We start from the raw sequence: 26,740 nt of genomic DNA, 5'->3' as shown, positions 1-26,740 counted from the left end.
CCCGGCTCCGCCGGGTGCCTTCGGCCTGCCCACTCACCCCTATTTTCGGATCAGAACCCGAAACGCCACTCACGACCAACCCGACCCACGACCAGACCGAAGGCGCCCCCTTCGTCGCATCAGACACAGCGAAGGGAGCCTTCACCCCACCCGTCAACCCCGCCCAAGATCAACTTAAGCTACGTGACATTGGGTTAGAACGCTCTTTATCACTCACGACCCCTCTGCAAAAAGGGCATTCGGCTGGCGCCAAGTGTCCCTTGTGGACGCTCCGCTTGCCGGCTCAAGCCAGGCAGTCGCCGGGCTCTCCCCTGCGCAGCGCCGGTTCCTCCTGCGGGAACGTCCGCGCCACCCCCGGCCCACTGGTGCGCGTCTCGAACCGGACGGTCACCCGTCCGTGCCCGGCGCCCTGCACCCACCCGGTTCCGTACGACTCGTGCACGACGTCGTCCCCGGGCCGCCAGCTCGACGACACCACCGGCACCGGCGCCGGGGCTCGCTCGACCACGGGCGTCTCGGCGGCCGGAACCGAAAGAGTGAACAGCGGATCCTGATGCGGCACCGAAAGCCCGGAGAACGCGACCCCGGCCAGCCGCACCCCGCCGAACTCGGTCGGATCGATCAGCAGCCGTTCCGCCATCGCGGCGAGCTGGTCGAATTCGTCGGTGGGCGAGGCCATCGTCTCCGAACGCGTCACGGTGCTGAAGTCGGTGTGCCGCAGCTTCACCACCACCGTCCGCGCGACCCGTTCGGCGTTGACGAGGCGCCGGTGCGCGTGCACGGCGAGGTCGCGGACCTCGCGCCGCAGGCTCGTCAGGTCGATCAGGTCCCGGTCGAAGGTCGTTTCGGCGCTGACCTGTTTGAGCTCCGCGCGGTCGGACACCGGCCGGTCGTCGACGCCGGTGGCCAGCCGCCGCAGGTCCCGCCCGACCACACTGCCCAAAGTGGACACCGCGTCGGCGTCGGAGAGCGCGGTCAGCTGGCCCAGTGTCCGGATGCCGATCGCCCGCAGTTTTCCTTCCGCCACCGGGCCGATCCCCCACAGCACCCTGGTCGGCAGCGGCGCGAGGAAGTCGCGTTCGGTGCCCTGGCCGACGACGAGCAGCCCGTCCGGTTTCGCCAGATCCGACGCGACCTTCGCGACCTGCTTCCCCGACGCCGCCCCGATCGACGCCACCAGGCCGATTTCGGACCGGATGTGCTCCCGCAGGCGCGCACCGAACTCTCGCACCTCGTCCGAGGAGGCACCGGCCAGTGAAGGCGGTTCCGCGAAAGCCTCATCGAGGGAGATCCGTTCCAGCACGGGCGCGTACTGGGCGACGAGGTCGAACACCTGGGTGCTCAGCAGTTCGTACAGTTTGAACCGCGGCGGCAGGATGACTCCGTTGGGCGGCAGCAGCCGCCGGGCCTGCGACATCGGCATCGCCGATTTGATCCCGTGTTCGCGCGCCTGGTAGCTCGCCCCGGCGACCACGCCGCGCGGTCCCGCGCCGCCGACCAGTACCGGACGGTGGGACAGGGTCGGCCGGGTCAGCTGTTCACAGGAGGCGTAGAACGCGTCCATGTCGAGGTGGATGACCCACCGGTCATGCCCGCCCATCGCCCGGCACCTCGAGAAGACGATGCAGGGCCTTCGTGTACTCCTCGAACGCGGCCCGGCCACGGGTGGTCAGCTGGACCAGGGTCACCGGCGTGCGGTGCTCGAACGCCTTCGTGATCTCGACGTAGCCCGCGTCCTCGAGTTTGCGCAGATGGGTCGACAGGTTGCCCGGTGTCATGTCCAGCAGTTGCTGCAGCCTCGGGAAGGTGATGCCGTCCCCCGGCCCCAGGCTCGACAACGCCACGGTGACCCGCAGCCGCGCCTGCGCGTGGATCACCGGGTCGAGCTGGGGCAACCCGTCTTCGCTCATCGCGCCCGCACCAGGAAGACCAGCGACGCCACCAGGAAGCCACCGCCACCCGCGAGGCTCAGTACGAGGAAGTTGTGCGGTCCCCCCGCCAGCACGCTCGCCGCGCCGCACGCGATGATCCACACGCCGAGGCCGTACTGCAGCTTGCTCTGCCACAGCATCCCGCCGGCGAGGTACATCAGACCGGTCAGTATGAGCGAGGTCCCGGACCACAGCAACGGGATCAACTCGCTGTCGAGGCCGAGGCGGATCAGCGCGGTGTTCACCACCGTCAGGCCGCCGAACGCGATCATCCAGCTCCACCCGTACATCGCCCCGACGAGCCGGGACGGCCCGTGCACCCCGCGGCCCGACCGGATGCCGTAGATCGCCGAATACGCCATGGCCCCGGCGAAACCGGCGACGGCGATCACGCCGGCGGCCCACATCGGCAGCAGCGCGGTCGGCGGGGCGGAAAGGTAGACGAGCCCGAAGCCGAGCAGCCACACCAGACCCCATACGGCGAGCAGCACCGCCGGATTCGGCCCGATCTCGCGCCGGGTCTTCTCCGCCTGCGTGGCGATGAGCGCGAGCGACTCCTCGGGCGTCATCGGCCGCTCGTCGCCGTCCCGTTCATCCTCCACCACTTCGGAAAACTAACACGGGTTCACAGTCTCGCCGTGTCGAGCCGGAACCTCGCCATCACCACGAGCGCGGGGATCACGAGCCACGCCGCGAGCACCCCCACGGCGATCAGCGTGCCCGAACCGCCGAGCACCGGCGCGCGGCCGATCTCGCCGAGCCAGTACGTCGGCATGAGGTGCCCGGCCGTGTTCATCCAGCCGGGCAGGACCTGCAGCGGGATCCACAATCCGCCGAACATGCCCAGCGGCAGCATCAGCGCGCCGGTCACCGCCTGGACGGTGTCGCCCTTGCCGAACAGGCCGATCATCAGCCCCAGCACCGCGAAGGGCAGCGTCCCGAGCCAGAGTGTGCCGAAGATCGTCAGCCACTGGCCGGTTTCGAGCCGGATACCGCGGATCATCCCGGCCGCGAAGATCACCAGCAGGACGGGCAACGCGACGGACAATCCCGCCGACACCTTGACCATCAGATAGCCCGGCGCCCGCATCGGTGTCAGTCGCAGGGTGCGCTGCCAGCCGTCGGTGCGCTCGGTGGCGACGCGGGTGCCGGTGAACAGCGCGGCGGTCATGGCGCCGTACGCGGCCATGTTCACCATGGTCACCGTCGCGGTCGAGATCCCAGGAGCGATCTCGCGGGCGCCGAAGATCCCGCCGAACAACAGGAACATCGCCAAGGGCATGCCGATGGTGAACAACGCGAACTGCGGGCTGCGGACGATGCGCTTGATCTCCAGCGCGAGGTAGTTCAGGTTCATCTCACAGCTCCTTCAGCCGCATCGGCGGTCAGCGCGATGAAGGCTTCTTCCAGTCCCACAGCGGTGATTTCGATGTCCGAGGCGAGCGGGAACCCGCGCAGCAGGCCGCGGATGGCGGCGTCGGAATCGGCACAGCTCAGCTCCGCGTGCCCGGCACGCAGCACCGCGCGCGATACCCCGGGCAAGGCGGCGAGCGTGGCTTCGGTGGCGTCCGGGACGACGGCACGCAGCACGCGTCCGGCGACCGCGGCCCGGACCTCACCGACCGGACCGTCCGCGACGACCCGGCCGTGCCGCATCAGCACGACACGGTCCGCGTAGTCCTCGGCTTCGGCGAGGTAGTGCGTCGCGAAGAGGACCGTGCGGCCCGTCTCGGTGTACTCGCGCATCGACGCCCAGAACCGGCGCCGTCCGTCGACGTCCATGGCCGCGGTCGGCTCGTCGAGCACCAGCAGGTCCGGATCGCCGACCAGCGCGAGCGCGAACCGCACCCGCTGCTGCTCGCCACCGGACAGCCTCCCGCAGCGGCGATTCGCGTATTCGGTGACGCCGGCGCGCTTGAGCACCTCACCGACCGGCAGCGCGTTCCGGTGCAGCGAGGCGAACAGGCCGACGAGTTCGGCGACGGTCGCGTCCCGCAGCAGCGTCCCGTTCTGCGCCATCGCGCCGACCATCCCCCGGTCCATCGCCTCGGCCGCGCCGAGCCCGGCGACCCGCACCTGACCGGCGTCCGGCCTGCTGAGGCCCAGCAGCATGTCGATGGTGGTCGACTTGCCCGCGCCGTTCGGCCCGAGCAGCGCCACCACCTCCCCCGGTGCGGCCCGCACACTGACGTCGTCGACGGCCAGGACGTCGCCGAAGCGCTTGACCAGCCCCTGGAGGCTGAACGCGTCCGTCATGACTTTCCCCCTTCGAGCACTCTGAACTACAAAGCTCACTTTCACTTTGTAACACAAAGTCCCCTGCCACGGAAACCCCGGAAGTCCGTGAAGGCCTCCTTCCCTACCCTGAAAGTAGGGAAGGAGGCCTTCACGGACTTGGGCTAGGCGGGCACGGGGAGCGGCAGCGGCGCGCATTCGACGTCTGCCGTCCGCCCGGGTTTGCGCTCGGGCAGCGCCCCGGTCGCCAGGTAGTCGGCGATCCGGTTGTCGACGCACGCGTTGCCGCGCGGGGTGATGGCGTGGCTCGTCCCGCCCGGCTCACCGATCAGGCGAGCACCGGGGAACCGGCTACGCACCTCGAGGCTGCCTTCGTACGACGTCGCCGCGTCGAGGGTCTCGCCGATCATCAGCACACTCGGCACCTTCGAGCCGTCGACCTTGACCGGCTTGCCCGGCTTCGCTGGCCAGAACAGGCAAGGCCCGTTGAACCAAGCGTTCTGCCACGTGAAGTACGGCGCCTGCTGATAGGTCCGCCAGTTGTCGCGCTTCCACTGCTGCCAGCTCGGCGGCCACTTCACGTCCGTGCACTGGACGGCGAGATAGACGGCGTAGCTGTTGTCGTCGCCGCGTCCGCCGAAGCCCTCGAACAGGCCCTTCATCGTCTGCCAGTCGCCCTTGTTGACGAACTTCGCCAGCGCGTCCACCGCAGCTGGTAGCAGGAAGCCTGCTGGAAGACGTCGAGGAACTCGTCCGGCCCGATGTAGCCGCCTGCCGGAACCGCCGCCGGCTTCTTCAGCTGCTCGTCGAAGACCTGCTTCACCGCGGCCTGGGTCTTGCCGAGGTGGTAGACGCCGTCGTGCGAAGCGACCCAGCCGAACCAGATGTCGAGGTTGACGTCGTACGCCACGTCCTGGTTCAGATTGGCCTGGTACCAGACGTTGCGAGGGTCCACAGTGGAATCGAGGACCATCCGGCGGACGTGCTGCGGGAACAGCGTCCCGTAGACCTGGCCGAGGTAGGTGCCGTAGGAGTACCCGTAGAAGTTCAGCCGCTCCGCGCCGAGCGCCTTGCGGATACTTTCCATGTCCTTGACCGTGTCGGTCGTCTTGATGTTCTCCAGCAGCGCGCGGCTGTTCTTCTCCGCGCACGCGTCGGCGTAGGACTTCGAACGCCGCAACCAGGTCTTCTCCAGCTGCCGCGTCGTCGGCACGTAGTTCGGCCGGTTGTAGTCCATGTAGTTCGGGACGCACGACAGCGCGGGTTTACTGGAGCCGACACCGCGCGGGTCGAAACCGACCCAGTCGTAGGCGTCGCCGGCGTGGTTCGGCACGCGCGTCCCACGGGTCGCGAGCAGCAGCCCGGAACCGCCGGGCCCGCCGGGATTGGTGAGCATGACGCCCTGGTACCGCGCGTCGGGTGTCTTGCGCTTGACGCGGCTGAGCGCGAGCTGGATCTTCTCGCCGCGCGGCCGTGAATAGTCCAGCGGAACGGGCAGGTAGCCGCATTCGGCACCGGCGTTGATCAGGGTCTGGTCGGTACAAGCACCCCGGGTGATCGGCTCGGCGGGCCGCGCCTCTTCCGCCGCGACGGCGGGCGCGGTGATGAGCACACGTCTCAAGGTTTCTCTCTTTCCCGCCAAAGGTGAAAGCCCCGGAACCCTATCCACGTCCATGACCTGCGGAAGCCTTCCGGCGAAGGTCTCTACCAACGGCGGGTCCCGATCGCGGCGAACCGGGCAGCCCGTTAATCGGTTGAGCCCCTCTCGCGACGCGCGTTAGGATCTCGATCATGATCTGTCACATCCGTATGCGCACCGCCTGAGACGGCGTGACCGCAGGGCCGCCCGCGATCGGGAGGCCCCTTTTCTGCGCGCCGTCTGCCATCCCTCCACGGATTGAGACAGGACATCATGCAGAACAAGCACATCGCCATGATCGGCAGCACCGCGCCGAGCCATATCTATCCGTCGCTGGCGATCATCCGTGAGCTGGTCGCTCGCGGGCACCGGGTCAGCTACGCAGTGGGCGAACCGCTCACCGGGTTGATCGAGCCGACCGGGGCCGAGGTCGTTTCGCACCCCTCGATTCTCCCGCTCGGTGATCAGGCGGCGTGGCCGGAGGATCCGGCGTCGCAGATGCGGGTCTTCCTCGACGAGGGCATCCAGGCGATGCCGGTGCTCACCGGCTTCTACGACGAGAACCGCCCGGACCTGCTGCTCTACGACATCGGCGGCCTCCCGGCTCCGCTTCTGGCCAGGCGCTACGACGTTCCGGCGGTGCAGCTTTCGCCGACGTATGTCGCCTGGGAAGGCTACGAAGAGGACATGGGCGAGATGCTGACCGCGATCCGGACCTCACCGTCCGGAAAGGACTATTTCGCCACGTTCACCGGGTGGCTGAACGAGAACGGCATCGAGGCCGACGCCTGGGACTGGATCTCCCATCCGCCCCAGGTGCTCGCGCTGCTGCCGAAGGCGATGCAGCCGAACGTCGAGCGCGTGCCGTCGTCGGTCCGGTTCGTCGGCCCGGCGCTGGACCCGGAACGCCTCGCCGACCGGAGCTGGACCCCGCCGCCGAACGGCAGGAAGGTCCTGCTGATGTCGCTCGGCACGGCGTTCACCGACCAGCTCGACCTGTTCCGCGCCTGCGTGGACGGGTTCCGCGACTCGGACTGGCACGTGGTCATCTCCATCGGCCAGACCGATCCGGCCGCACTCGGGCCGCTGCCCGAGCACATCGAGGTCCATCAGTTCGTGCCGCAGCTCGCCGTGCTGGAGGCCGCGTCGGCGTTCATCACGCACGCCGGCATGGGCGGCAGCACGGAATCGCTGTGGTACGGCGTGCCGACCGTCGCGATCCCGCTCGCCACCGACGGTTTCGGTAATGCCGCGAAGCTGGCGGAACTGGGTGTCGGCGAGCAGCTTCCGGCCGACGAGGTGACGGCCTCGACGCTGCGGGCCGCCGTCGAGCGGGTCTCCGGGTCGCCCGAGGTGGCCGCGCGGCTCGCCGAGGTCCAGGCCGAGACGCGCGGGAACGGCGGCATCGACAAGGCCGCCGACGCCGTGGAGTCCTTCCTGAGCTAGCCCACCCGAACGCCATGAAAGGTCCTTTCCTTGCAAAATTTGCGAGGAAAGGACCTTTCATGGCACGCGCGTCAGGTCCCCCTGATCTCGTTCAGGTAGTTGTAGATCGTGTACCGCGTGACGTCGAGTTCCCCGGCGAGGTGGTCCACGGAGTCCTTGATGAGGAAGAACCCCGCCTCGTCCAGTTCCCGGACCACGGCCGCCTTGTGCCGCTTCTTCATCAGGTCCACCGGGATCCCTGCCTTCGCCACGGCGCGCCCGACCAGGAACCGCTGCAGGCTGTCGACGTCCGGCGGGAACGTCTCGGGTTCGTGTCCGTCGGCCTTCGGCGCGCCGTCGGACAGCCGGTTGACACACAGGCAGCCGATCGCGACCCCGTCGGCGTCTCGCAGGAACAGCGTCGAGGAGCGGATCGCCCGGCCGTCGGGGCCGTGCGTCTCGTAATTCGTCAGGTCCTGCGTGGTGCCGCGACGGACAAGGCCCAGCAGCAGATCCGTCATCGGCCCGCCGACCGTCCGGCCGGTGAGGTCACCCGCGATGGCGACGATCGAGTCCGGCAGCCTGCTCAGGTCGTGCAGCAGGACTTCGTTGCCCGGCCCCAGCATCGCCGCGAGCGCGTGCACCGCCGGGACGAGCGCGGTGAGCAGATCTCCCGAAGCCGCCGAAGCGACAACCGGCGCTTCGAACACCGTGACCGGCTTCTTCAGCCGCTCCAGCGCCGTCCGCACCTGTTCCGCCGCGCTCGCCGGAGTCGACGCGTGCGGCGACAGCCGGACGTGTTCCGGCCGCACGGTCGCGGCGATCCCGGCGTTCGCCAGCGCGGAACCCACCTGTTCGGCCGCGTGCCCCGGAAGCGTGAAGGCGAGGATCCCCGCCCGCCGGTCGACGGCCGAAACCACTTCCCCGCCCACGGATTTCACGGCCTCTTCGAGTTCGCCGACCCGTTCGGCGATCCGTCCGGCGATGGCTCCGACGCCCGCTTCCTCGACCAGTTCCAGCGCGGCCGCGAACGCGCCCGAGGTGATCGGGCTCAGGTTCGAGATGGACCACGAGGCCGCGGTGTCGTCGGCCGGATGGATCTCGTCGTCGAACAGTCCCGGATCGCGGGCGCCGGTCCAGCCGGACAGGATCGGTTCCATCCGCTCCAGCGCGCGGTCGGACAGCACGGCGAAACCGGTGCCCCACCCCGCCCGCAGCCATTTCTGCCCGCCGACGACGAGCACGTCCGCGACTTCCCACGGTGCCTCGGTCACCCCGAAGCCCTGGATGCCGTCGACCACGAGCAGCCTGTCGCCGACCACCTCCCGGATCGCCGCGAGGTCGGCGCGATACCCGGTGCGGAAGTCGACCGCGCTCACGCTGACCAGCGACGTGTCCGGCGTCAGCGCCGCCTTGACCGCGTCCGCGGTGACGTTTCCCAGCGGCAGCCGCCGCACGGTCAGCCGTCCCGCCTGTTCGGCCCGCGCCCACGGGTAGGTGTTGGCCGGGAACTCCGCCGCCGACACCAGCGCCTCGCCGCCGGGCGCGTTGAACGCCGCCTGGAACAACCCGAGACTGGTGTGCGGCAGCAGCACCGTGTGGTCGGTGTCGCTGCCGGAAAGCCGCGCGGCGGCGGCCTTGGCCCTGGTCTCCTGCCGCATCAGGTCGTCCACAGTGGACGGACCGGCCTTGGTCGAGGCGTCGAGCAGGCTCGCCGTCGTGTCGAGCACGGCGTGCGACGGCGGGCCGAACCGCGCGAAGTCGAGGTACCCGGCCGGCTCGTCGAACTGCAGCAGGTACCGTGGGGAGATCCGCGTCATGCGAGGACCCGTGCCAGGAACTGCTTGGTCCGCTCGTGCTTCGGCGAACTCAGGATCTCCCCCGGCGGACCGGTCTCGACGACCATGCCGTCGGCCATGAACACCACCTCGTCCGCGGCTTCGGCCGCGAACCCCATCTCGTGCGTCACCACGACCATCGTCATCCCCTCCGCGGCCAACGTACCCATCACCGCCAGCACCTCGCCCACGAGTTCCGGGTCGAGCGCCGACGTCGGCTCGTCGAACAGCATCAGCTTCGGTTTCATCGCCAGCGACCGGGCGATCGCGACCCGCTGCTGCTGCCCGCCCGACAGCTGCGCCGGGTAGGCGTCGGCGCGGTGCGCGAGGCCGACCCTGTCGAGCAGTTCGAGCGCTTGGACGCGCGCTTCCTCGGGGTTCAGACCGAGCACGCGCACCGGCCCTTCGACGACGTTCTGCAGCGCCGTCCGGTGGCCGAACAGGTTGAACCGCTGGAACACCATGCCGATGTCGCGCCGCTGCCGGGCGACCTCGCGTTCCTTCAGTTCGTACAGCTTTCCGTTGCGCAGCCGGAAACCGATCGGCTCGCCGTCGACCCAGACCTGCCCGGCGTCGATCGTCTCCAGATGGTTGACACAGCGCAGGAAGGTGCTCTTCCCCGCGCCCGACGGGCCGAGCAGGCAGACCACCTGTCCTTTGTGGACTTCGAGGTCGATCCCGCCCAGCACCTCGGTGTGGCCGTAGCTCTTGCGGACGCCGACGGCTTTGAGCAGCGGCTCAGACACGTTCACTCCTCACCAGCGGAGCGGTGCGCAACGCCTTGGCGGCACGGGAGAACGCGCTCCTCGACCGGTCTTCTGAGTCGAAGGCGCGCTCCAGATAGTGCTGCCCGACCCCGGCGACGGTCACCACGACCATGTACCAGACGGCGGCGGCCAGCAGCGTCTCCATCACCAGCAGGTTGTTGGACGAGATGTTGTTGGCGGCGTGGATCAGCTCGGTCACGCCGATCACCGACGCCATCGACGTCCCCTTGAGCATGTTGATGAAGTCGTTGCCGGTCGGCGGGATGATCACCCGCATCGCCTGCGGCAGCACCACGCGGCGCAGCGTCGCGCCCGGCGACATCCCGATCGACTTCGCCGCCTCGGTCTGTCCACTGTCGACACTGTTCAGCCCCGCGCGGACGATCTCCGCCATGTACGCGCTTTCGTTGAGCGCCAAGCCCAGCAGCGCGGCGGTGAACGCCGTGATCAGCACGTTGGTCTGCTCGTGCAGGAGGTAGCCGCCGAACGGCAACGGGATCGAGATGAACTCGAACACCAGCGCCAGGTTGTACCAGATCAGGATCTGCAGCAGCACCGGAAGCCCGCGGAACAGCCAGATGTAGCCTGCCGCGAACCAGCGCGCCACCGGGTTCGCCGAACGGCGCATCAGGGCGATCACGATCCCGATGACGATCGCCGATCCCTGCGCGATCACCGCCAGCAACACGGTGTTGAGCAGGCCGACCGCCATCACCCGGTACCACAGGAATTCCGGGACGGAATCCCACTGGATCTGCGCGTTCGCGAGCGCGATCCCAAGCAGCACCAGCAGCGCGAGGATGACGACGGCGCTGACCCAGCGGCCCCAGTGCCTCAGCCGGACGATCGGCAGCGGCTCAGCTTCCGCCATTGAGCTTCGCCTCCTTGACCGCGCCCTGCTCGACGCCCCAGGCCTGCAGGATCTTGCCGTATCCGCCGTCGGCGATCAGAGACTGCAACGCCTTCTGGATCGACTCCGCGAGCGGCTTGTTCTCCTTGTTGACGCCGATCCCGTACGGCCCGCCGTTGATCGGCTCGCCGGGGACGACCTCGAAGAACTTGCCCTCACCCGCGGTCCGCGAGATGTAGACCGCGCTGGGCAGGTCGTTGAGGATGGCGGCGACCCGGCCGGTGCGGAGCTGGTTCTGGTTCTGGGTGTCGGAATCCGTCGCGGTCACGGTCAGCGCCGGCTTGCCCGCCTGCGTGCACTTGCCGTTCTGCTCTTCGGCGAACTTCTGGTGGCTCGTCCCCTGCACGACCGCGACGTTCTTGCCGCACAACGTGTCCGGGCCGGAGATCTGGTCGGGATTGCCCTTGCGGACCATGATCGTGATGCCCGAGGAGAAGTAGTCGACGAAGTCGATCTGCGCCTGCCGGGTCTTGGTGTCGTTCATCGCGGCCATCGTGAGGTCGACGCGGCCGGACTGGAGGCTGGTGATCAGCGAGCCGAACGCCATGTCCTGGTGGTGCACGGTGACGCCCAGCTTCTTGCCGATGGCCTTGGCGAGGTCGACCTCGTAGCCGATCGGCGTCTTGCCGTCCGCGGCGTAGAAGTTGTTGGGCGCGGATTGCAGGTTCGAGGCCAGGTGCAGCATTCCGGCCTGCGCGTACTTCGCGGGCAGGGTGCCGGCGACGGCTGCGTCCTTCTGGACGGACTCGATCAGCGCGGTCGTGTCCGGGATCGCGGCGGGTGCGCCCGGGGCAGCGGGTTCCTGTCCGCCGGCTCCGTCGGGCCCGCCTCCGCAGGCCGCGGTGACGAGCGCGGCAACGCCGGTGAGCACGGCCAGGCGCCAGGTTCGGGTCAAAGTGAGCGGCGTCGACGGCATGACGGACCTCCACGGGGGCTTCAGGTGGTCGCCGACGCTACAACTGGCTGTTGAAGAGGTCAACTCACAGTTGAAATCTTGTCCGGCGGATGTCCGTTTCGCGTGCGAAGGGCCCCTTCACGCGGCTTCCGTGACCCAGGGTCGACTAAGCCGAGGGAAGGGGGCCTTCACGCGCAGCCGCTGCGACCGCTGCTGCAGGTGGGGCGCACGTGGCCGTCACCAAGGTAGTGAAGGCCTCCTTCCCTACTCTCAAAGTAGGGAAGGAGGCCTTCACGGACTCGGCCGGAATCCACGTGGGTAACTGAGTCAGGTCAGACCGCGACGTAGTTCCCCGACAGGATGATCAGGACCTGCACGGTGATGCCGGTGCCGTAGTAGTCCTTGGCGTTCGGCGACCAGGTGGTGATCGACGTCCACAGCTTGTCGAGCCAGGCCTGGCTGCCCGGGTCGTTCATCGCCGCGATGGCGAACGACGCGGTGAAGCAGGGGTGCTGCCCCGTCTCGCCCGGCAGCTTGGAGCCGGACAGCGTGTAGCCGGTGGTGATCTTGGCCGGATTGCCACCGGTGTTCTGCTGGATCCAGGTGTTCATCTTCCGCACCTGCCCCTGCGCCGGGCTGCCCGAGACGGTGATCCCGTCGACACCGAGCCGCCACGGGTCACGGCAGGCGTTGTAGCCGTAGTGCGGGTCGTGGTCCTCGAGGAAGCCGTCCGGAGCGGGCTTCGGCGTGGAGTTGGTGTTGACGACGAAGTCCGGGATCAGACCGGTCTTCGGCGCGTACTGCTGCTGCAGCTGCGTGACCGCCTTCTCCTGCCGGGTCCGGACCTGGCCCCAGAAGGAGTCGCCGGTCGCCTTCTCGAACGCGCGGAGGTGACCCGGCATCCAGTCCGAGGAACGCGAGCTGTTGATGTACTTGCCGCTGTCGGCCCAGTCCGCCAGCCGCATGAACTTGGTGTCGGGGTTGACCTCGCTGCGCTTGATCGCCTTGATGATCCGCAGCGCCTCGGCCTTGTAGTCGACCGAACCCCCGCTGCCCCAGACCTTGTCGGCGAGGAGCAGGCCGTACGCGATCTCGAGGTCGCCGTCGGTCGCCGCGTCACTGCCGTTGACGCTCTTGCAGCTCTCGTCCTGCTCGGCGGCGTGCAGATCCTTGTCGATCACGGACGGGTGCGCCTTTACGAACTTCAGGATGCCGTCGAAGACCGTGCGCGCCTGCGGATCCTTGCCCGCCATCATCGCCGCGATGGTCATACCGTAGCCCTGGCCCTCGGCCACGAAGGCGTGGTCGGCGTCCGGCGCCTTGACCGCGTACGTGCCCGCCCCGCACTTGGTGGTCAGGAAGTTCTTCTTCCAGTAGTCGTAGTACTTGGCGAGCGCCGCGTCCTGCGCCGACTGGGCCACGGACGGGCGCAGAACCCCTGGCAGGTAAGGGGTCCCCTGAGTGGTCACCGCGGTGGCGGGGGTGGTCGTGGCGACCAGCCCAGCGGTCAGCGCGGCCGCGGCCAGCACTGTCCGAACGGTCTTTCTCATCGGCTCCTCCGGAAACGTCGTTGATGGCGGCGGCGCGTTTCGAGAGTGACAGCAGGGTCGGGCAAAAACAAGAGAGTTAAGAAAGTTTCCTTACTATTACCTCAAAGGACGTCTGCGTGACGCGTGCCTTAGCGTTGACGGCATGACGATCGACCTGAGCGCGCGCGGCGAGTCCTTCCTGGACTTCTGGACCGAACGACACCTCGCCACCCTGACCACGGTCCGCCCCGACGGGACCCCGCACGTCGTGGCGGTGGGGGTCACGGTGGACTTCGAGGCCGGGATCGCCAGGGTGATCACGTTCCGCTCGTCCAAGAAGGCCCGCCTGATCAAAGAAGCGGGCGAACAGGGCATTCCGGTCGCCGCCTGCCAGATCGACGGGCCCCGTTGGTCCACTTTGGAGGGACGCGCCGTGCTGCGCGAAGACCCGGCATCGGTGCGCGACGCCGAAAACCGCTACGCCGCGCGCTACCGGCAGCCCAAGCCGAACCCGGAACGCGTGGTCGTCGAGATCACCGTGACCCGGGTCCTCGGCAACGCCTAGGCGGTGTCCTGCGAGTCTGTTCGCCTGGTCAGAGTCACCATAGAGAGGTCTATGGTGACTCGGGGACCGGCAGGCGTCAAGCCACGAACAGGCTCAGCAGCCCTTCGACCGAGCGCACGATTACCCGGGCGGCCGCGCGTTCGGCGTGCGCGGCGTCGGCCCGTTCCGCCTCATGCCGCCACCGGACGAGCGCGCTCTCCGCACCCGCGTGGATCTCGGCCGGATCCGCGTCCGGTTCGAGACCGAGCCGCTCGGTGGGCGCGATTCCCTGCGCGCCGAGCAAGCGGACGGCCTCCTCGGCGACCTCTCCGGTCAACGCCGTGCGGCCACCGCGGATACCGGCGATGAGCCGGAGTTCCCGGAAGTCGTGCGCCGCCGCGGCGAAACGCTCGACACGCGCGGCGAGCCGGTCGCCGTGCGGAAGTGGCTCCGCGGCGAGAAGACCTTCCAGCCGCACTACCGCCGTGCGCGCCTTCAACGCCTCGGCCCGCGCGACGAAGCAGCCCGCGAGCGTGTCCCTCAGGTCGCCGAGACCGCTGCGGTGCACGAGTTCCGCCGAGAGTTTCAGCCTGCTCTCGCAACCGGTGCGGATCAGGGTGAGCGCCAGCCGGACCCCGTAGAGCCCGAACCGCGACACCAGGTGCTTCCTCGTTCCCGGCGGGACCCCCACCGGGAACGGATCGTCCACAAAGGAATCAACGGACAGGAGATACCGCTCCAGTTCCGGCCGGGAGACCGACGCCAGCGCGCGCAGCACCTCGAATTCGTCGTCCCGCAGCGCCCGCCCCGCGTAACCCAGCTGCCCGGCGACCGCGATGACTCCCTGGAATCCCGCGCAGTCCGGGTTCTCGCGCCAGGCCCGCCGCGCCAGCTGTTTCGCGGTGAGCAAGGCGTCGATCCGGCCCGCGCCGACCTCGTCCGCCCTGCCGAGCACCAGTACGGAGTTCACCGCCGTCTGCCGGGCGAACGCCGAACCGCCCACCGGCCGGGTGCCCGCGAGTTCGTCGGGTTCCAGATGGCGAACCAGGCGCACCGTCGCGTCGACGTGTTCGGCGGGTGCCGGGGTGTCGGACAACTCGATTTCGCGCAGAGCCCGCGTCGGCCATTCCGCGAGCGCGGAGACCAAAGTGGACTTTCCGGTTCCCGGCGTGCCGGTGAAGCCGACACGCAGCGGTTCTTCCAGGCGCTCCAGGCATTCCCGCAGCATCGACACCGCGTGCGGGCGATCCCGGTAGTGCGCCGCCGCTTCGTTCAGGAGTTCCCGGACGTCCAAGGCGGTGTTCACGCCGAAAGCTCCCGGCGCGGCGCGGCGCCGGTGCCGAGCGCCCCCGCCTTCCGGTGCAGGGCGGCGAGGCGGTCGATCTCCTTCTTGACCCGCTGGGTGCGCCGGTCACGTTCGGCGGATCCGGCGATGATCAGTTCCCGTTGCCGCGTCAGCTCTTCCGAGAGCTGGTCGGACACCGCGGCGAAATGGTCGCGCAGGCGCCGCTGCACCTGACGGACCTCGTCCTTGATCTCCTTGCTGAACCGGATGAACACGTCGTCGACGTGGCGCTGCGCGGCGGCCTTCGCCAGCGCCTGACGCCGCTGCAAGCGTGTCCCGCCTTCGTCGCGCACGCTCTTGGTCGCGAACGCGACACCGGCGCCGAGCGACACCGGGTTGATCAGCGGCAGCCCGGCGAGACTGGTGACGAGGCCGAACATCAGCACGCCGCCGTAGGAACCACGCAAGCCGGTGAAGAGTTTCTGCCCGATCTTGAACCGCTCGATCCTGGGTGCGCCGACCTCGGGGATCGAGTCCACTCCGGACCCGGTCAGTGGTAGTTCCGGCGCTTGGCCGTAGTGCGGCCCGAAGGTCGAGGCGACCGCTTGCGCGATCCACTCCGACCGGTCGGACACCCAGTTGTAGTTCGTTTCGACGGCCTCGGCGAGGTTCTCCTCCAGCCAGGTCTGGAAATCCGGCCAGATCTGCACGGGGTCGCCTTCGTCGAAGGTGCGGTCGATATGCCGCACGATCATCCGCGTCCGCTCGCGCAGGTCGTATTCGGCGTCGGAGATCAGATCGGTGATCTCGTCCGACAACATGTTCTGCCAGCGGACGTTCTGCCGCCGCAGCTCCTCGGTGCGCCGTTGTGCCTGGTGCAGCAGCGTGACCTGGTCGACCCCGTTGTCCTGCGAGACCGCGTTGAGCCGCGTCTGCAGTGTCTCGACCAGATCGACCGCCGCCGCGCGCACGCTCACCGCGGCGGCGAGCGCACGGGTGCGTTCGATCGGGCGCGCGGCTTGCTCCCCCACCCAGTTCAGCAGTTCCGGGAAACCGGACCGTCCGTTGAGGACGGCGTCACCGGCCTTCGCGGCGGCCTGGCGCACCGTCGCGGACACCGGGAAGACGTCGGCGACGACACCGGTCTCCGACAGCGCGGTGCGATTGCGGGCGGCGAGTTCCCGCCAGTCCGGGCTCACGTCGATCTTGGTCAGCGCCAGCACCAACGCCGGGCACCAGGTGCGGATATGCCTCGCCAGCGCGAGTTCCGCGGGCTGGAGTTCCTGTGTCGCGTCGGAGACGAGGATCACCGCGTGCGCGTCGGCGAGGACGTCGAGGGTGGCGGCAGTGCGCGGCGATCGGGGATCCCCTATCGCCGGGGTGTCCACCAGCACCAGTCCCGTGCCGAGAAGTTCGCGCGGCAGGCCGACTTCGACCCGGCGCAGGGAACCGGGCGGCCGGACTTCGAGTTCCTTGGCCAGGTCACCGACCGGCACGCTTTCCCTGGCATGCCCGACCAGCGTCGCGGCGGGATCGGCGGCGTAGCCGATCTCCGTGGGAACGGCGGGCGTACTCGCGTCCCCGACCGCGCAGACCGGCGCGTTCACCAGTGCGTTGAGCAGGTAACCCTTGCCCTGCTTGGGAAAACCGACCACCGCGATCCGGGTGCCCGGCGCTCGCTCGTCTCGTCTGCGCCGGAGGCGTTCGGCCAGGTCGGCGCGGCCGTGGGCGGCACAGGCGTCCAAGGTCTCGTTGAGCACGTCGAGCCAGGCGGGGGCTGTCACGGGGATGCAGTGTTCCCTTAACCAAGCGCGGAATCAATGTGGCATGGGCCAACAACGCCGTGCGGGCCCCGCGACCTGGTGCGGTCGCGGGGCCCTGACACAAAGCTGAAAGATGTTCGTATCAGCCGATGTGGATGTCGTTGTTCGACGCGATGTCGCCGGTGCCGATGTTGACGTCGCCGATGTTGCCGATGGTGTTGGTGACCTCGGAAACCGTGTCGTGGACCTCGGTGACGCCCGCGTGGTTCGCGACGTTGGCGACCTCGTTGGCCACGTTGCCCGCGACCTCGCCGGTCACGTCGCCGTGGTTGTTGGCGACGTCACCGTAGTTGTTCGCGATGTCGTGCACCTTGGTGGTGACGTCGGCGACGTCGACGTGACCGATGGTGCTGGTCAGGTCGCCCACCTCGGACAGGAAGTCCGGCGCACCGCCCGCGACACCGTCGGTGCGCGGCAGGTCGCTGCTCAGGTCGCCGACGGCCGGCACCGAGTCGACGGCCGGAACCTGGACGGCGTCCACGGCCGGGACCTCGGGGACCAGGCCGGTCGCGGTGTCGACGGCGCCGTTGGCGATGTCGCCGGCCTGGCCGAGGGACGCGGCGTCGAGGCCACGCGAAAGGTCACCGGTCAGGCCGAAGCTGCCGACGGTGTTCTGCGCGAGGGCGGTCACGCCGGCGGCGGCGTTCGACACGTCGGTCACGTCGGAGACGGCCGGGACGGCGGGCAGGCCCGGGACGTCGACCGGCAGGTCGCCCACGGCGGGCACGGCCGGGACGGCGGGCAGGCCCAGCTCCGGCAGACCCGGCACCGCCGGGACACCCGGGAGACCGGCCTCGGGCAGGCCCGGGAGGGCGTCGGCACCGGGGACGGCGACCGGCAGGCCGGCGGTCAGCGCGGTGAGCTGGTCGATCGCGCCCTGGACGCCGTCGGCGCACTCGCCGTCGGTGCCGTTGACGGCGTTCGTGACGCCACCGAAGCCCGCCAGGTTGTCGGCGGTGGCCGCGGTGCTCCCGGTGAGGTCGGTGGCGGTGCCGACCGGGACGAAGTCGAGCACCAGCGGGACGACCTCGTGCACGTCGGCGGCGTTGATGTCACCGAGGCCGGCGTCGGCCAGCACCTGCTGCGGGTCGTTGGCGAACGCCGCGCGGGCCGCGGTGTCGTTCAGCAGGTTCAGCGTGAAGTCGTGCAGGGTCTGGACGGAACCCATGAAAGGACTCTCCTGGAGGTCTAGGTCGGTGGGGCTGGCACAGCGGCCGGAGGGCACGGCTGAGCGCAGGTCACCGAAGTTAGTGAGCCGGTGCCACTGGGCACATCGGGGATCACTCCTGGTCGTCGCTCACTCAGCCAATAGGGGATCGGTATGACATCGTTAGGGCGTTAGGGGCTTAACCGAGACGCACTCGGTTGGGTTTAATGCCAACCCTCACCCGGATGGGTCAAGCCGTTCAGGTGAGTGGCCCTATTTGGTCCTTAGGGGCTGGTCAAGCGAAGGAGGATGCTCGTTGCCCTACGTCCTCGGCATCGATATCGCCTCGACCCGCACCACCGCCGCCACCTGCGTGGACTCCGGCGACGGCTGGGGCGTGCCCGAGCCGTCGTGGCTCGGCGCGCGCGGCCCGGCGGCGGCGTCCGCGGTGTTCCTCGACGACGACGGCTACCTGCTCACCGGGGACGCCGCGGTCGAGGCGGGCCGGTCCGCGCCCGCCCGCCTGCTCACCGGGTTCCACGAACGGGTCGGCGACGACGTCCCCGTGATCGTCGGCGGTGAACGGTTCCCGCCCGAATCCCTCAGCGCGGTCCTCGTGGACGCCGCGGTGGATCAAGCGGCCGAACGCTTCGGCGAGAAACCGCGCCACATCGTGCTCACGCACCCCGTCGGCTGGGGTTCGTTCCGCCGGGACCTGCTGCGCCGGGCGCTGGCCGAGGCCGGATTCCCCCGTGCCGCGCTGGTGGCGGCGCCTGTCGCCGCCCTGCACGCGTACCTCGCCCCGCACGGCGACGTCACCGCCGGTGTCTGCGAATTCGGCCCGGACGGCGCGGTGGTCACGATCGCCGCCGCCGGGGTGAACGGCTGGCAGCCGGTCAAAGCGGTGGAAGGCGTCGAGCCCGGTGAGGCCGTCGGCAAGGTCTTCGAACTCGCGCACGGCGCCGGGATCCCGCCCCAGGCGCTGGCAGGCATCGTGCTCTGCGGCGAAGCCCCGCCGGTTCCCGGCCGGACCCCGTGCCCTCTCTTCGCGTCGAGCGACCCGGTGCTGACGGTGGCGACCGGGGCGGCCAACATCGCCGCGCGACGTGACGTTCCTCAACCCGGCGGGGCCGGATCGAACGCCGTCGCGACCATCGAAACCACCCTGCTCCCCCGGATCGACATGCCCGAAGAGCTCACCGAGCGACCCGAACGGCCGCCGGTGGACATCACCCCCTTCCCCTTGCCAGAACGCACCGGGGCGGCGAAACTGCTCAGCCGGCGCAAGCCTCTCGTCGCCGGAGCCGCGGTCGTGGTGCTGGCCGCGTCCACCCTGCTGCTCACCCTGACCACTCGAGAAGCCACCGCGGACAAGGGTCCCGAAGCCCCTCCCACCACTTCGAGCTCGTGCGCGCCGCCCACCCCCGGTGCCACGCCGTCCACCCCCGAAGGTCGCTGTTGAACGCACTGCTCGACAAGCCCGGCATCATCCATCCGGGTGCCCGGCGCCTGCTCGACGAGGTGACCACCGCCCCGGAACTCCCGGTGCGGGTCACCGTCGTCGCCCCCGGCGGGCACGGCAAGACCCATCTGCTCGGCCAGCTCGGACGTCACTACGCGGACGCGGGGGTCGAAGCGCTGCTGGTCGACGACGCCGACCAGCTCGACGACGACGAGATCGCGAAGATCAAGGCCCAGGCCGAAGAAACCACGGCACCCGTGGTGCTGGCGTTCCGGCCGGCGGCGCGGACGACGACCCTGCGCGTCCTCGCCGATTCCTTCGGCAGGTCGGTGGCGTTGGGCGCGTTCGGCGTCGACGACGTCCGGCGGCTCGTCGAGCACGCCGGAGGTGACGTGGCCATGGCGGAGGACGTCCACGCCAGGACCGGCGGTGTCCCGGGATTCGTGCTCCGCGCGGTCACCGGCAGGCTCGCGGACTTCCGCGGTGAGCTGGAGCAGCTGGACGACGACGTGCACCGCTACCTGATCGCGGCGGAGGCGGGCGCGGGCCGGAATCTCGATCTGCTGGCGGCGTTGCTGAACCGCGATCGCGAAGGGCTGCCCGAGGTCTTCGACAGTGCCAGGGCGACCGGTCTGCTCGGCGAGGACGACGTGCTGCTGCCGATCGCCGCCGAAGCCATCCGGACCTGGGGGTCGCCAGGGCGGCGGCTGACGGTGCTGCAGCGGCTGGTTGAACTCCAGCTGCGGGACGGGCTTCCGGTGCTGGAGCTCGCTCGTTCCCTGCTGGGGACCGGAAGTTCGGGCGCGAGCGCGGCGGCGGCCTTCGAGGCGGCCGCCCGTGAGGCGATGTCCGACGACACGAAACTCGCGGCGCGGTTCTACGAAGCCGCGTCCGAGGCCGGTGGGCGCGGCGCGGCGCTCACCGTCGGCTGGGCGCACGCCGCGGCGCTGGCCGGTGACCTCGACACCGCGCTCCGGCTCGGCGACGGCATGCTCGGCAGCACATCGGATACGGACGCCAGGGCCGCGGGCGCCGAAGTGGCGGCGACCGTGCTGGCGCATCGCGGCGAACTCGCGCACAGCGCGGAGCTGTACCAATGGTCCGGCCGGGCGGGCTCGAAGGCGTTGGCCGCGATCGCGTTGCTGGGCACCGGAAATCTCGAAGCCGCCCGAGGCGTGCTGGAGACTCCCGAAGTCCCGACCCTGTTCGCGGGCGCCGCTTCACGGATGGCGCGGGCGGTCACCGATTCGGTGTCCGGCTGCGGCGCGGAGACGCTGTCGGCCCTGCTGGGCGCGGCCTCGATGCTGGAATCGGCGGGCGCGCCGGCGCCGCTCCCGGACAGCCCGGCGGCCCTCGCGGCGTTGGTGGGCCTGCATTCCGGCGAACTCGCGCTGGCCGAGTCGGTGCTGAGACGCGCGGTGGACGGGCGGATCGGCGGTGATCTGCTCGCGAAACGGCACCGGCTGCTGCTCGGCTGGGTCGCGATGACCGCGGGCGACCTCAAGACGGCCGCCGAGGCGCTGATGCCGCCGGACGGTCTCGAAGCACGAGACGAACTTTTCGCCGCCACCCTGCAGTTGGGGCTGGCGCGGCGAGCGAGCGATCTTCCCGGTCTGCAACGCTCCTGGGACCGGGCGTACCAGGCTTCGATGCGGCAGCAGCCGGACCTGTATTCGTTGCTGCCACTGGGAGAACTCGCGATCGCGGCCGCTCGGGGCGGCGCGGGCGCCAAACTGGCGGGCCAGCTGGAACGGGCGCACTCCGTACTCGACGCGCTCGGCAACCCTCCACTGTGGACAGCCACCCTGCGCTGGCATGAACTTCACGCCGCCATCACCGTCGAAGATCACGCGTCGGCGGGCGAACATCTGGCCGCGCTCAACGACTTCGCGTCCTGCGGCCGCTATCCGGCCGCACTCGCCGCCGCCGCGACCGGCTGGCTCGCCGTCCTGACCGGAACCGTCGATCCCGAGGCGATCACCGCGTCCTCTTCGGAACTGCACGAACTCGGGCTCTGCTGGGACGCTTCCCGGCTGGCCGGGCAGGCGGCGATCCGGACCTCGGACCGGAAAGCGATGGTCCAGCTGCTCGAAGCGGCGCGGCAGTTCCAAGGGCGCGCTCCGGAGCCCGCCGCGCCCACCGGGCTGAGCGCGCTGAGTGAACGGGAGCTGGAGGTCGCCCGGCTGGTCGTCGACGGGCTGACGTACAAGCAGGCCGGGAGCAAACTGTTCATCTCGGGGAAGACCGTGGAGCACCACATGGCGCGGATCCGGGGGAAACTCGGCGCCGGAGACCGGCGGGAGCTGCTGGCCATGCTGCGGGAGTTGCTCCCCGCGGGCGAGGGCTGAGGCGGGTTCGGGCCTGCCTATCGCTCCGCGAGGTAGGCGTCCTCCGCGGCGTAGTCGAACATCGGCGCGAAATAGTCGTGGTCGAAACCTGCCGGGAGCCGATCGGTGGAGCCCAGCCAGTCCAGCTCGGCGGTCACGGTGGCGGCGTAGTCGCCGACCGGCCGGTAGCCCAGTCGCCCGGCCGCGGACATGTCCAGCCGGATACCCGGCAGACGGTCCCAGGGGTGCCGGCCGAGTCCGGCGGGGGCGTGGTCGTCGAGGAGCACTTCCTCCCACCGATGGCCGAGGTGTTTCGCGACGGTTCTCGAGATGTCCAGGGCGTCGGGTGCGTCCGGGTCCGCGGCATTGAGGACACGCCTGCCCGGGCTTTCCGCGGCGGTTTCGATCAGCGCGGCGATGTTCCCGGCCGCACTCGGGTGGTCGACGCCGCGGCCACCGCGGGACAGGAGAAGGACTTCGCGCCGGTCGGCCACGCGTTTGACGAACACCCATTCGCCGGGCTTGGCCGACCCCTCTCCATGGACTTTGGACGGTCGCAGAAGGGTGACCGGGTATCCGCTGTCGAGCAGGACATGTTCCGCGGCCACCTTGTTGGCGCCGTAGCCGTCGCGAGTGCGGTAGTCGACCTCCTCGCGTGGGGCCATGGTGGGCTGCGACTCGCGGATCGGCCCGTCGAAAACCGGCGCGACGGCCGAGTTCACGTGGTTGCCCGCCGAGTCGACGTACACGGCTTTGCTGGAGATCATCACCGTGGACCCCACATCGTCCAGCAGCGGCAGCAGATCACGGGCGTGTGCGGCGGTGAAGCACAGACAGTCGACCACCAGATCCGCCCCCGCACCGAGCGCCGCCGTGAGGCTGCCGGGTTCGCCGCGGTCCCCGGCGACGAACCGGCCGCCCGCGACCGCGATGTCCTCGGGCATGCGCGAGGAGTCCCGGCCGACAACGGTCACCTCCCAACCGGCGGCCAGCAACCGGCGTGCCGTGGCGCGACCGATCAGCCCGGTCCCACCGAGAACGACCGCGTGCGACATCGATCAACGATAACGCCCTTCGTCCGCTGAGGGTTGATAGACAGGACGGGTGAACGCCTTCTATCACCTGTGCTTCGTCGTCCGAGATATCGGACAGGCGACCGAGGACCTCACCCGCACTCTCGGTGTGACCTGGAGTCCAGTCCGTGCGGGCACCCTCGGGGATTGGGACTACGAAATCGTGTTCTCGACCGACGGGCCACCGTTCTTCGAGGTGATCCAAGGACCCGCCGGCAGTCCGTGGGACGCGACCGGCGGTTCCCGCTTCGACCACATCGGCTACTGGTCCAAGGACGTCATGACGGACAAACAGCGCCTGGCGGATCGAGGCGCGCCGATCGAGTTCGACTCCTGCCCGTACGGTCGTTCCTTCACCTACCACCGGCTCGACAGCATCGGGGCCCGGATCGAGCTGGTCGATCTCGCGGTCCAGCCGGGTTTTCGCGACACCTGGGCCAAGGACGCGGCGACGATGCCGCCACTCGGCTTCGACGACCCGGCCGCCGGTCCGTGACGGTCAGCCCAGCACCGTGCCCGAGTTCGCGGCGTTTCGGTCGCGCTTACGGGAGAACGCACCCAGGTCGATCTCCAGGCCGGTGCGCGGGGCCCGGAACCGGACGGGCGACGCGTCGTGGTCGGCGCCGTTCTCCACCTGGTCGATCAGCTCCGTCATCAGCTGCCCCACGACCGGCGCGTTCTTGAACTGGTTGCCACTCGTTCCGATCGCGAGGTAGAAGCCCTCGAGATCGGTGCGGTCGTAGATCGGAGTCCAATCGTCGGCGACGTCGTAGACGCCCACCACGCCGCGCGCCCGGTTGGGCACCGCCAGCTCGGGCATCCGCCGCGCGGCTCGCGTCACCTGAGCCTCGAAGACCGCGGCCGTCGGGTGGATGTCGACGGCGTCCGGGTCGTCGGTCCACTGCATCGGATCACACTCCGGTTCCGTTCCGCCGACGAGCAGGCCCTCGCCTCCTTCACCGCGGAAGTAGGTGCCCAGATCCATGTCCGCCACCACGGGCCCTCCATAGCCCTCCGGGACCGGCACGTGCGCTACCTCCTGCCTCATCGGTCGCACACCGACGGTGAAGTCGGAACCCACGCCTGCCAAGCGATTCACCGCGCCCGACCACGGACCGGCCGCGTTGACCACGACGGCACAGGGAATCCGGGTGCCGTCCGACAGTCGCACCGACGTCACGCGCCCGCCTGCCTTCTCCACCGCTGTCACCGTGCTGCGGAAGCGGAACTCCGCCCCGCCTGCCGAGGCCGCGGAGGCGAGGTTCACGGCGGCGAGGCCCGGGTCCGAGACATAACCGGCGTCCGGGGTGTACACGCCACCGAGCGAGTGTTTCGCGTCCTCCCAGAATTCCTCGTCGTCGAGCCGCTTCGGCGGCCAATAGCGGCCGGCGTCGATACCTGGAACGCGCTCGGCCAAGGTCGCGCTGTCCCATTCCTCGTAGGGAACCCCGATCTCATCGAACAACGGAAGCCACGACGTACGCGGAGCCGCCTCGACGTCCAGCATGACCAGCCCGCTCTTGCGGAACATCGCGAGGTCGCCGACATCGTGCCCGAGGTGGCCTGCCCAGTCGAGCCAGCCGAAATGCGCCTCCCACGCCGTCGCCACCCCGGCGGTGGTGGAGAAATTGAACCGGACGATCGCACTCGATGCCGAGGTCGACCCCTGTCCGGCCCCCGCGGCCCGATCGAGCGCGATGACCCGGTACCCCGACCGGGCGAGCTCGAGGGCGATCGACGAACCGATCACCCCTGTCCCGATCACGACCACGTCGGCACTCGGGCGCTTACCGGGCACGGCAGGTCCTGAGGTAGCTGAGGAACGAAGCCTGCAGCCCGGTCACGTGCGTTTCGCGCAGGACCGCGCTGGTGACCGCTCCGCCGCGTGAGGAGAGGCGGTGCAGGACGGTGGCCGTGTTCTTCGTGAGGTTTTGGTAGATGGCCAGGTCCCCGAGCAGCTCTCGCTCGTTGAGGGTCACATGCAGCTGGGTGGCATGGTGCCTGTCCCCCAGCTCTTGGAGTTGGGCGAAGATCTGGCTGTCTTCACTGGCGACGCCGGGGCTGCCCGCTCCGATGCTCTCGAAGAGCGTGCAACCGGTGAGCCAGGTGTAGAGGCTGAACAGGCCGCCGTAGGAGTAGCCGAAAAGCCCGTGACCGCTCGTGGCTGTGCCGTAGTCGCGTTCGATCCGCGGGTGCAGTTCCGCGGTGAGGAAGCCCAGGAACGCATCGGCGTGGGTGTCGCGCAGTTCGGCGAGGTAGGCATCGGATTCCTCGCGGGTCCTCGCGCCCGCTTGAACTCCCATTTCCACGGCGTCGATGAGCTCCTCGGCGATGGGCTCGCCGGGCGGCACGAGATCCCTGTTGCGCAGCCGGTCCCAGTGCTGTGCTTCCTCGCCCGCGTAGCCGACGCTGACTTGGATGTAGGGCTGTATCCGTTGCATGGGGTCCGCCTGGGTGACGATGAGCGGAGCCGTCATGCCCACGGCCCAGTTGCCGTCGAGCACATACACGGCAGGCGCTTGCGTCGTGGCGGGGTCGTAGCCCGGTGGTGTGGTGACCCAGACGCCGTAGTCGTGCCCACCGCTGGAGCGCATCTCGAAGTAGTCGGTGCCGGCGAGACAGCCGTGCCACATAGTGCTCATCGAAGGTCCTTCACGACTCGGCCGGCCTTGAGAACGAGGACGGCATTGGCGGGATCAGCGAACAGCTCCGGGTCTTCGACCGGGTTGCCGTTCCACAACACGAGGTCTGCCTGCGCGCCGGGCGCGATGACACCGACTTGGCCGGACAGTCCGAGGATCTCGGCGTTGGTCTTGGTGGCCGCCACGAGAGCTTCCATCGGTGTTTCGAGCTTTGCGCGCAGCCTGAGCTCCTCACCTCGACGGTGCTGAGCCGGACCGATGAGATCGGAACCGAGCCCGATCCGCACTCCGGCCTCCTTGGCGACAGCGAGCGCCTCGGTCATCCGCTCGCGAACACCCAGCACACGATCGCGGGTCGATTCGTCGAGGCCGGCGCCAGCGGTGTCGTGCAGCAGTTGCTCGACGACGGCGAACGTGGGCACGAGGGCGACCTCGCGAGTGGCCATCAGGGTGGCCGTGGACTCGTCGAGGTCGGTGCCGTGTTCGACACAGCGCACCCCGGCCTCGACCGCGTTCCGGATGCCGTCGTTGTTGTGGGCGTGAACGGTCACGTAGGTGCCCCGCGCCGCGGCTTCCTGGACGGCGACGGCGATCTCCTCGACGGTGAACTGGGTGTCGGTCAGCCGGTCGTGCGCTCCGACCACGCCGCCGGTCACGCAGAGTTTCAGGAAGGAGGCTCCGCGACGGAACGCTTCGCGCACGTTGTGCCGCAGCTCGTCCGCGTTGCCCGACATCATGGACAGGGCGCACAGACCCGGAACGTGATGGCTGCTCCACAGCTCGGTGGGTTCCCAGTCGGCTCCGTAGTAGCCGTGCCCACCGATCTGGCACTGAACCGGTCCACAGGACAGGACGCGTGGCCCCCTGACCTTGCCCTTGGCGATCGTGGTGACGAGGCCGCCGTCGATCCCGCCGGTGTCCCGAACGGTGGTGAACCCGGAATCGAGCGCCGCGCCGGCCGTCGCGAAGATGTCCGCCGCGAGCTCGGCGGCGCTCATCTGAAACGAGAACTGCGGCTGGATCGGGCTCGACAAGCCCAAGTGGACGTGAGCGTCGATCAGGCCGGGCGTCATCGTCAGGCCTCCGGCGTCCAGGCGCTCGCCGTGTGCGCCGGAGGCACCGACGTGGGCGATATGACCGTCTTCAATGCTGACGTCGACGTCGGCTGGGTCGCGACCCGATCCGTCGAGGACCGCCGCGCCGACCACCTGAACACGTCCCACGAGTCGTTCCCTCCGCCGTTGCGAGCCGGCTGCGACCATGTGTGA

Annotated in this window: 22 protein-coding genes and 1 pseudogene; 5 read left to right on the top strand and 18 right to left on the bottom strand. The window is 69.3% G+C overall.

Features of this window, described 5'->3' with window-relative positions:
• Positions 1–283 precede the first annotated feature (283 nt).
• The 6 genes and pseudogenes from AC0685_RS41530 to AC0685_RS41505 all read right to left on the bottom strand — a co-directional run bounded on the left by AC0685_RS41530 (position 284) and on the right by AC0685_RS41505 (position 5,841).
• Positions 284–1,600, bottom strand: a complete 1,317-nt coding sequence (locus AC0685_RS41530) for a DNA polymerase IV (RefSeq protein ID WP_478230528.1) — start codon at positions 1,598–1,600, stop codon at positions 284–286.
• Positions 1,587–1,910, bottom strand: coding sequence for a winged helix-turn-helix domain-containing protein (locus AC0685_RS41525; protein WP_478230527.1), 324 nt, complete (start codon positions 1,908–1,910; stop codon positions 1,587–1,589). Before AC0685_RS41525 ends, AC0685_RS41530 begins: the two co-directional genes overlap by 14 nt.
• Positions 1,907–2,536 carry a hypothetical protein gene (locus AC0685_RS41520; RefSeq protein WP_478230526.1) on the bottom strand — a complete coding sequence of 210 codons (630 nt, stop codon included), beginning with the start codon at positions 2,534–2,536 and terminating at the stop codon, positions 1,907–1,909. Before AC0685_RS41520 ends, AC0685_RS41525 begins: the two co-directional genes overlap by 4 nt.
• A gap of 20 nt (positions 2,537–2,556) precedes the next feature.
• Positions 2,557–3,288, bottom strand: a complete 732-nt coding sequence (locus AC0685_RS41515; RefSeq protein WP_478230525.1) for an ABC transporter permease — start codon at positions 3,286–3,288, stop codon at positions 2,557–2,559.
• On the bottom strand, positions 3,285–4,187 hold the full coding sequence (locus AC0685_RS41510; RefSeq protein ID WP_478230524.1) for an ABC transporter ATP-binding protein: 903 nt from the start codon (positions 4,185–4,187) through the stop codon (positions 3,285–3,287). The genes AC0685_RS41515 and AC0685_RS41510 overlap by 4 nt, the downstream gene beginning before the upstream one ends.
• Before the next feature lie 143 nt (positions 4,188–4,330).
• Positions 4,331–5,841: pseudogene (locus AC0685_RS41505) on the bottom strand (alpha/beta hydrolase).
• A gap of 237 nt (positions 5,842–6,078) precedes the next feature.
• Here AC0685_RS41505 and AC0685_RS41500 point away from each other — a divergent pair.
• Positions 6,079–7,251 carry a macrolide family glycosyltransferase gene (locus tag AC0685_RS41500; protein WP_478230523.1) on the top strand — a complete coding sequence of 391 codons (1,173 nt, stop codon included), beginning with the start codon at positions 6,079–6,081 and terminating at the stop codon, positions 7,249–7,251.
• A 71-nt stretch (positions 7,252–7,322) separates the two neighbouring features.
• Here AC0685_RS41500 and AC0685_RS41495 read toward each other — a convergent pair whose 3' ends face one another.
• The 5 genes from AC0685_RS41495 to AC0685_RS41475 all read right to left on the bottom strand — a co-directional run bounded on the left by AC0685_RS41495 (position 7,323) and on the right by AC0685_RS41475 (position 13,190).
• Positions 7,323–9,050: an aminotransferase class V-fold PLP-dependent enzyme gene (locus AC0685_RS41495; protein ID WP_478230522.1), complete on the bottom strand. Its 1,728-nt coding sequence runs from the start codon at positions 9,048–9,050 to the stop codon at positions 7,323–7,325.
• Positions 9,047–9,814: an amino acid ABC transporter ATP-binding protein gene (locus tag AC0685_RS41490; protein ID WP_478230521.1), complete on the bottom strand. Its 768-nt coding sequence runs from the start codon at positions 9,812–9,814 to the stop codon at positions 9,047–9,049. The genes AC0685_RS41495 and AC0685_RS41490 overlap by 4 nt, the downstream gene beginning before the upstream one ends.
• Positions 9,807–10,706 (bottom strand): amino acid ABC transporter permease, encoded by a 900-nt coding sequence (locus tag AC0685_RS41485; protein ID WP_340685035.1) that lies wholly within the window; start codon positions 10,704–10,706, stop codon positions 9,807–9,809. Before AC0685_RS41485 ends, AC0685_RS41490 begins: the two co-directional genes overlap by 8 nt.
• Complete coding sequence (locus AC0685_RS41480) at positions 10,693–11,661, bottom strand: ABC transporter substrate-binding protein (RefSeq protein WP_478230520.1); 969 nt, start codon at positions 11,659–11,661, stop codon at positions 10,693–10,695. The genes AC0685_RS41485 and AC0685_RS41480 overlap by 14 nt, the downstream gene beginning before the upstream one ends.
• Before the next feature lie 311 nt (positions 11,662–11,972).
• The gene (locus tag AC0685_RS41475) at positions 11,973–13,190 is read right to left on the bottom strand and encodes a family 8 glycosyl hydrolase (protein WP_478230519.1); all 1,218 of its coding nucleotides are present in this window, start codon (positions 13,188–13,190) and stop codon (positions 11,973–11,975) included.
• A 142-nt stretch (positions 13,191–13,332) separates the two neighbouring features.
• Here AC0685_RS41475 and AC0685_RS41470 point away from each other — a divergent pair, with 142 nt between their 5' ends.
• Complete coding sequence (locus AC0685_RS41470; RefSeq protein ID WP_478230518.1) at positions 13,333–13,734, top strand: PPOX class F420-dependent oxidoreductase; 402 nt, start codon at positions 13,333–13,335, stop codon at positions 13,732–13,734.
• Positions 13,735–13,810: 76 nt separating this feature from the next.
• Here AC0685_RS41470 and AC0685_RS41465 read toward each other — a convergent pair whose 3' ends face one another.
• The 3 genes from AC0685_RS41465 to AC0685_RS41455 all read right to left on the bottom strand — a co-directional run bounded on the left by AC0685_RS41465 (position 13,811) and on the right by AC0685_RS41455 (position 17,989).
• Positions 13,811–15,019 (bottom strand): GTPase, encoded by a 1,209-nt coding sequence (locus AC0685_RS41465; protein WP_478230517.1) that lies wholly within the window; start codon positions 15,017–15,019, stop codon positions 13,811–13,813.
• Positions 15,016–16,782, bottom strand: coding sequence for a dynamin family protein (locus tag AC0685_RS41460; protein WP_478230516.1), 1,767 nt, complete (start codon positions 16,780–16,782; stop codon positions 15,016–15,018). Before AC0685_RS41460 ends, AC0685_RS41465 begins: the two co-directional genes overlap by 4 nt.
• A gap of 121 nt (positions 16,783–16,903) precedes the next feature.
• Positions 16,904–17,989: an IniB N-terminal domain-containing protein gene (locus tag AC0685_RS41455; protein WP_478230515.1), complete on the bottom strand. Its 1,086-nt coding sequence runs from the start codon at positions 17,987–17,989 to the stop codon at positions 16,904–16,906.
• A gap of 295 nt (positions 17,990–18,284) precedes the next feature.
• Here AC0685_RS41455 and AC0685_RS41450 point away from each other — a divergent pair, with 295 nt between their 5' ends.
• Both AC0685_RS41450 and AC0685_RS41445 read left to right on the top strand, forming a co-directional pair.
• On the top strand, positions 18,285–19,430 hold the full coding sequence (locus AC0685_RS41450) for a molecular chaperone DnaK (protein WP_478230514.1): 1,146 nt from the start codon (positions 18,285–18,287) through the stop codon (positions 19,428–19,430).
• Positions 19,427–21,778 (top strand): helix-turn-helix transcriptional regulator, encoded by a 2,352-nt coding sequence (locus AC0685_RS41445; RefSeq protein WP_478230513.1) that lies wholly within the window; start codon positions 19,427–19,429, stop codon positions 21,776–21,778. Before AC0685_RS41450 ends, AC0685_RS41445 begins: the two co-directional genes overlap by 4 nt.
• A gap of 17 nt (positions 21,779–21,795) precedes the next feature.
• Here AC0685_RS41445 and AC0685_RS41440 read toward each other — a convergent pair whose 3' ends face one another.
• Positions 21,796–22,812: an NAD-dependent epimerase/dehydratase family protein gene (locus AC0685_RS41440; RefSeq protein WP_478230512.1), complete on the bottom strand. Its 1,017-nt coding sequence runs from the start codon at positions 22,810–22,812 to the stop codon at positions 21,796–21,798.
• Between the two features lie 49 nt (positions 22,813–22,861).
• On the opposite strand from AC0685_RS41440, the gene AC0685_RS41435 reads away from it, so the two are divergent.
• Positions 22,862–23,326 (top strand): VOC family protein, encoded by a 465-nt coding sequence (locus AC0685_RS41435; RefSeq protein WP_478230511.1) that lies wholly within the window; start codon positions 22,862–22,864, stop codon positions 23,324–23,326.
• Positions 23,327–23,329: 3 nt separating this feature from the next.
• On the opposite strand, the gene AC0685_RS41430 is transcribed toward AC0685_RS41435, so the two are convergent.
• The 3 genes from AC0685_RS41430 to AC0685_RS41420 are packed head-to-tail and all read right to left on the bottom strand — an operon-like array spanning position 23,330 to position 26,695.
• Complete coding sequence (locus AC0685_RS41430) at positions 23,330–24,628, bottom strand: NAD(P)/FAD-dependent oxidoreductase (RefSeq protein ID WP_478230510.1); 1,299 nt, start codon at positions 24,626–24,628, stop codon at positions 23,330–23,332.
• Positions 24,618–25,472 (bottom strand): alpha/beta hydrolase, encoded by an 855-nt coding sequence (locus AC0685_RS41425; RefSeq protein WP_478230509.1) that lies wholly within the window; start codon positions 25,470–25,472, stop codon positions 24,618–24,620. The genes AC0685_RS41430 and AC0685_RS41425 overlap by 11 nt, the downstream gene beginning before the upstream one ends.
• Positions 25,469–26,695 (bottom strand): metal-dependent hydrolase family protein, encoded by a 1,227-nt coding sequence (locus AC0685_RS41420; protein WP_478230508.1) that lies wholly within the window; start codon positions 26,693–26,695, stop codon positions 25,469–25,471. The genes AC0685_RS41425 and AC0685_RS41420 overlap by 4 nt, the downstream gene beginning before the upstream one ends.
• Positions 26,696–26,740 lie beyond the last annotated feature (45 nt).

The sequence above is a fragment of the Amycolatopsis sp. NPDC043889 genome, from assembly GCF_056435645.1.
The sequence above is the reverse complement of the archived record's forward strand: the minus strand, read 5'-3'. Positions and strand labels throughout refer to the sequence as shown.

Coding starts and splice junctions, on each gene's coding strand:
- AC0685_RS41530 (WP_478230528.1), bottom strand. CDS start 1,600: ATGGGCGGGCATGACCGGTGGGTCATCCACCTCGACATGGACGCGTTC.
- AC0685_RS41525 (WP_478230527.1), bottom strand. CDS start 1,910: ATGAGCGAAGACGGGTTGCCCCAGCTCGACCCGGTGATCCACGCGCAG.
- AC0685_RS41515 (WP_478230525.1), bottom strand. CDS start 3,288: ATGAACCTGAACTACCTCGCGCTGGAGATCAAGCGCATCGTCCGCAGC.
- AC0685_RS41510 (WP_478230524.1), bottom strand. CDS start 4,187: ATGACGGACGCGTTCAGCCTCCAGGGGCTGGTCAAGCGCTTCGGCGAC.
- AC0685_RS41500 (WP_478230523.1), top strand. CDS start 6,079: ATGCAGAACAAGCACATCGCCATGATCGGCAGCACCGCGCCGAGCCAT.
- AC0685_RS41495 (WP_478230522.1), bottom strand. CDS start 9,050: ATGACGCGGATCTCCCCACGGTACCTGCTGCAGTTCGACGAGCCGGCC.
- AC0685_RS41485 (WP_340685035.1), bottom strand. CDS start 10,706: ATGGCGGAAGCTGAGCCGCTGCCGATCGTCCGGCTGAGGCACTGGGGC.
- AC0685_RS41480 (WP_478230520.1), bottom strand. CDS start 11,661: ATGCCGTCGACGCCGCTCACTTTGACCCGAACCTGGCGCCTGGCCGTG.
- AC0685_RS41475 (WP_478230519.1), bottom strand. CDS start 13,190: ATGAGAAAGACCGTTCGGACAGTGCTGGCCGCGGCCGCGCTGACCGCT.
- AC0685_RS41470 (WP_478230518.1), top strand. CDS start 13,333: ATGACGATCGACCTGAGCGCGCGCGGCGAGTCCTTCCTGGACTTCTGG.
- AC0685_RS41455 (WP_478230515.1), bottom strand. CDS start 17,989: ATGGGTTCCGTCCAGACCCTGCACGACTTCACGCTGAACCTGCTGAAC.
- AC0685_RS41440 (WP_478230512.1), bottom strand. CDS start 22,812: ATGTCGCACGCGGTCGTTCTCGGTGGGACCGGGCTGATCGGTCGCGCC.
- AC0685_RS41425 (WP_478230509.1), bottom strand. CDS start 25,472: ATGAGCACTATGTGGCACGGCTGTCTCGCCGGCACCGACTACTTCGAG.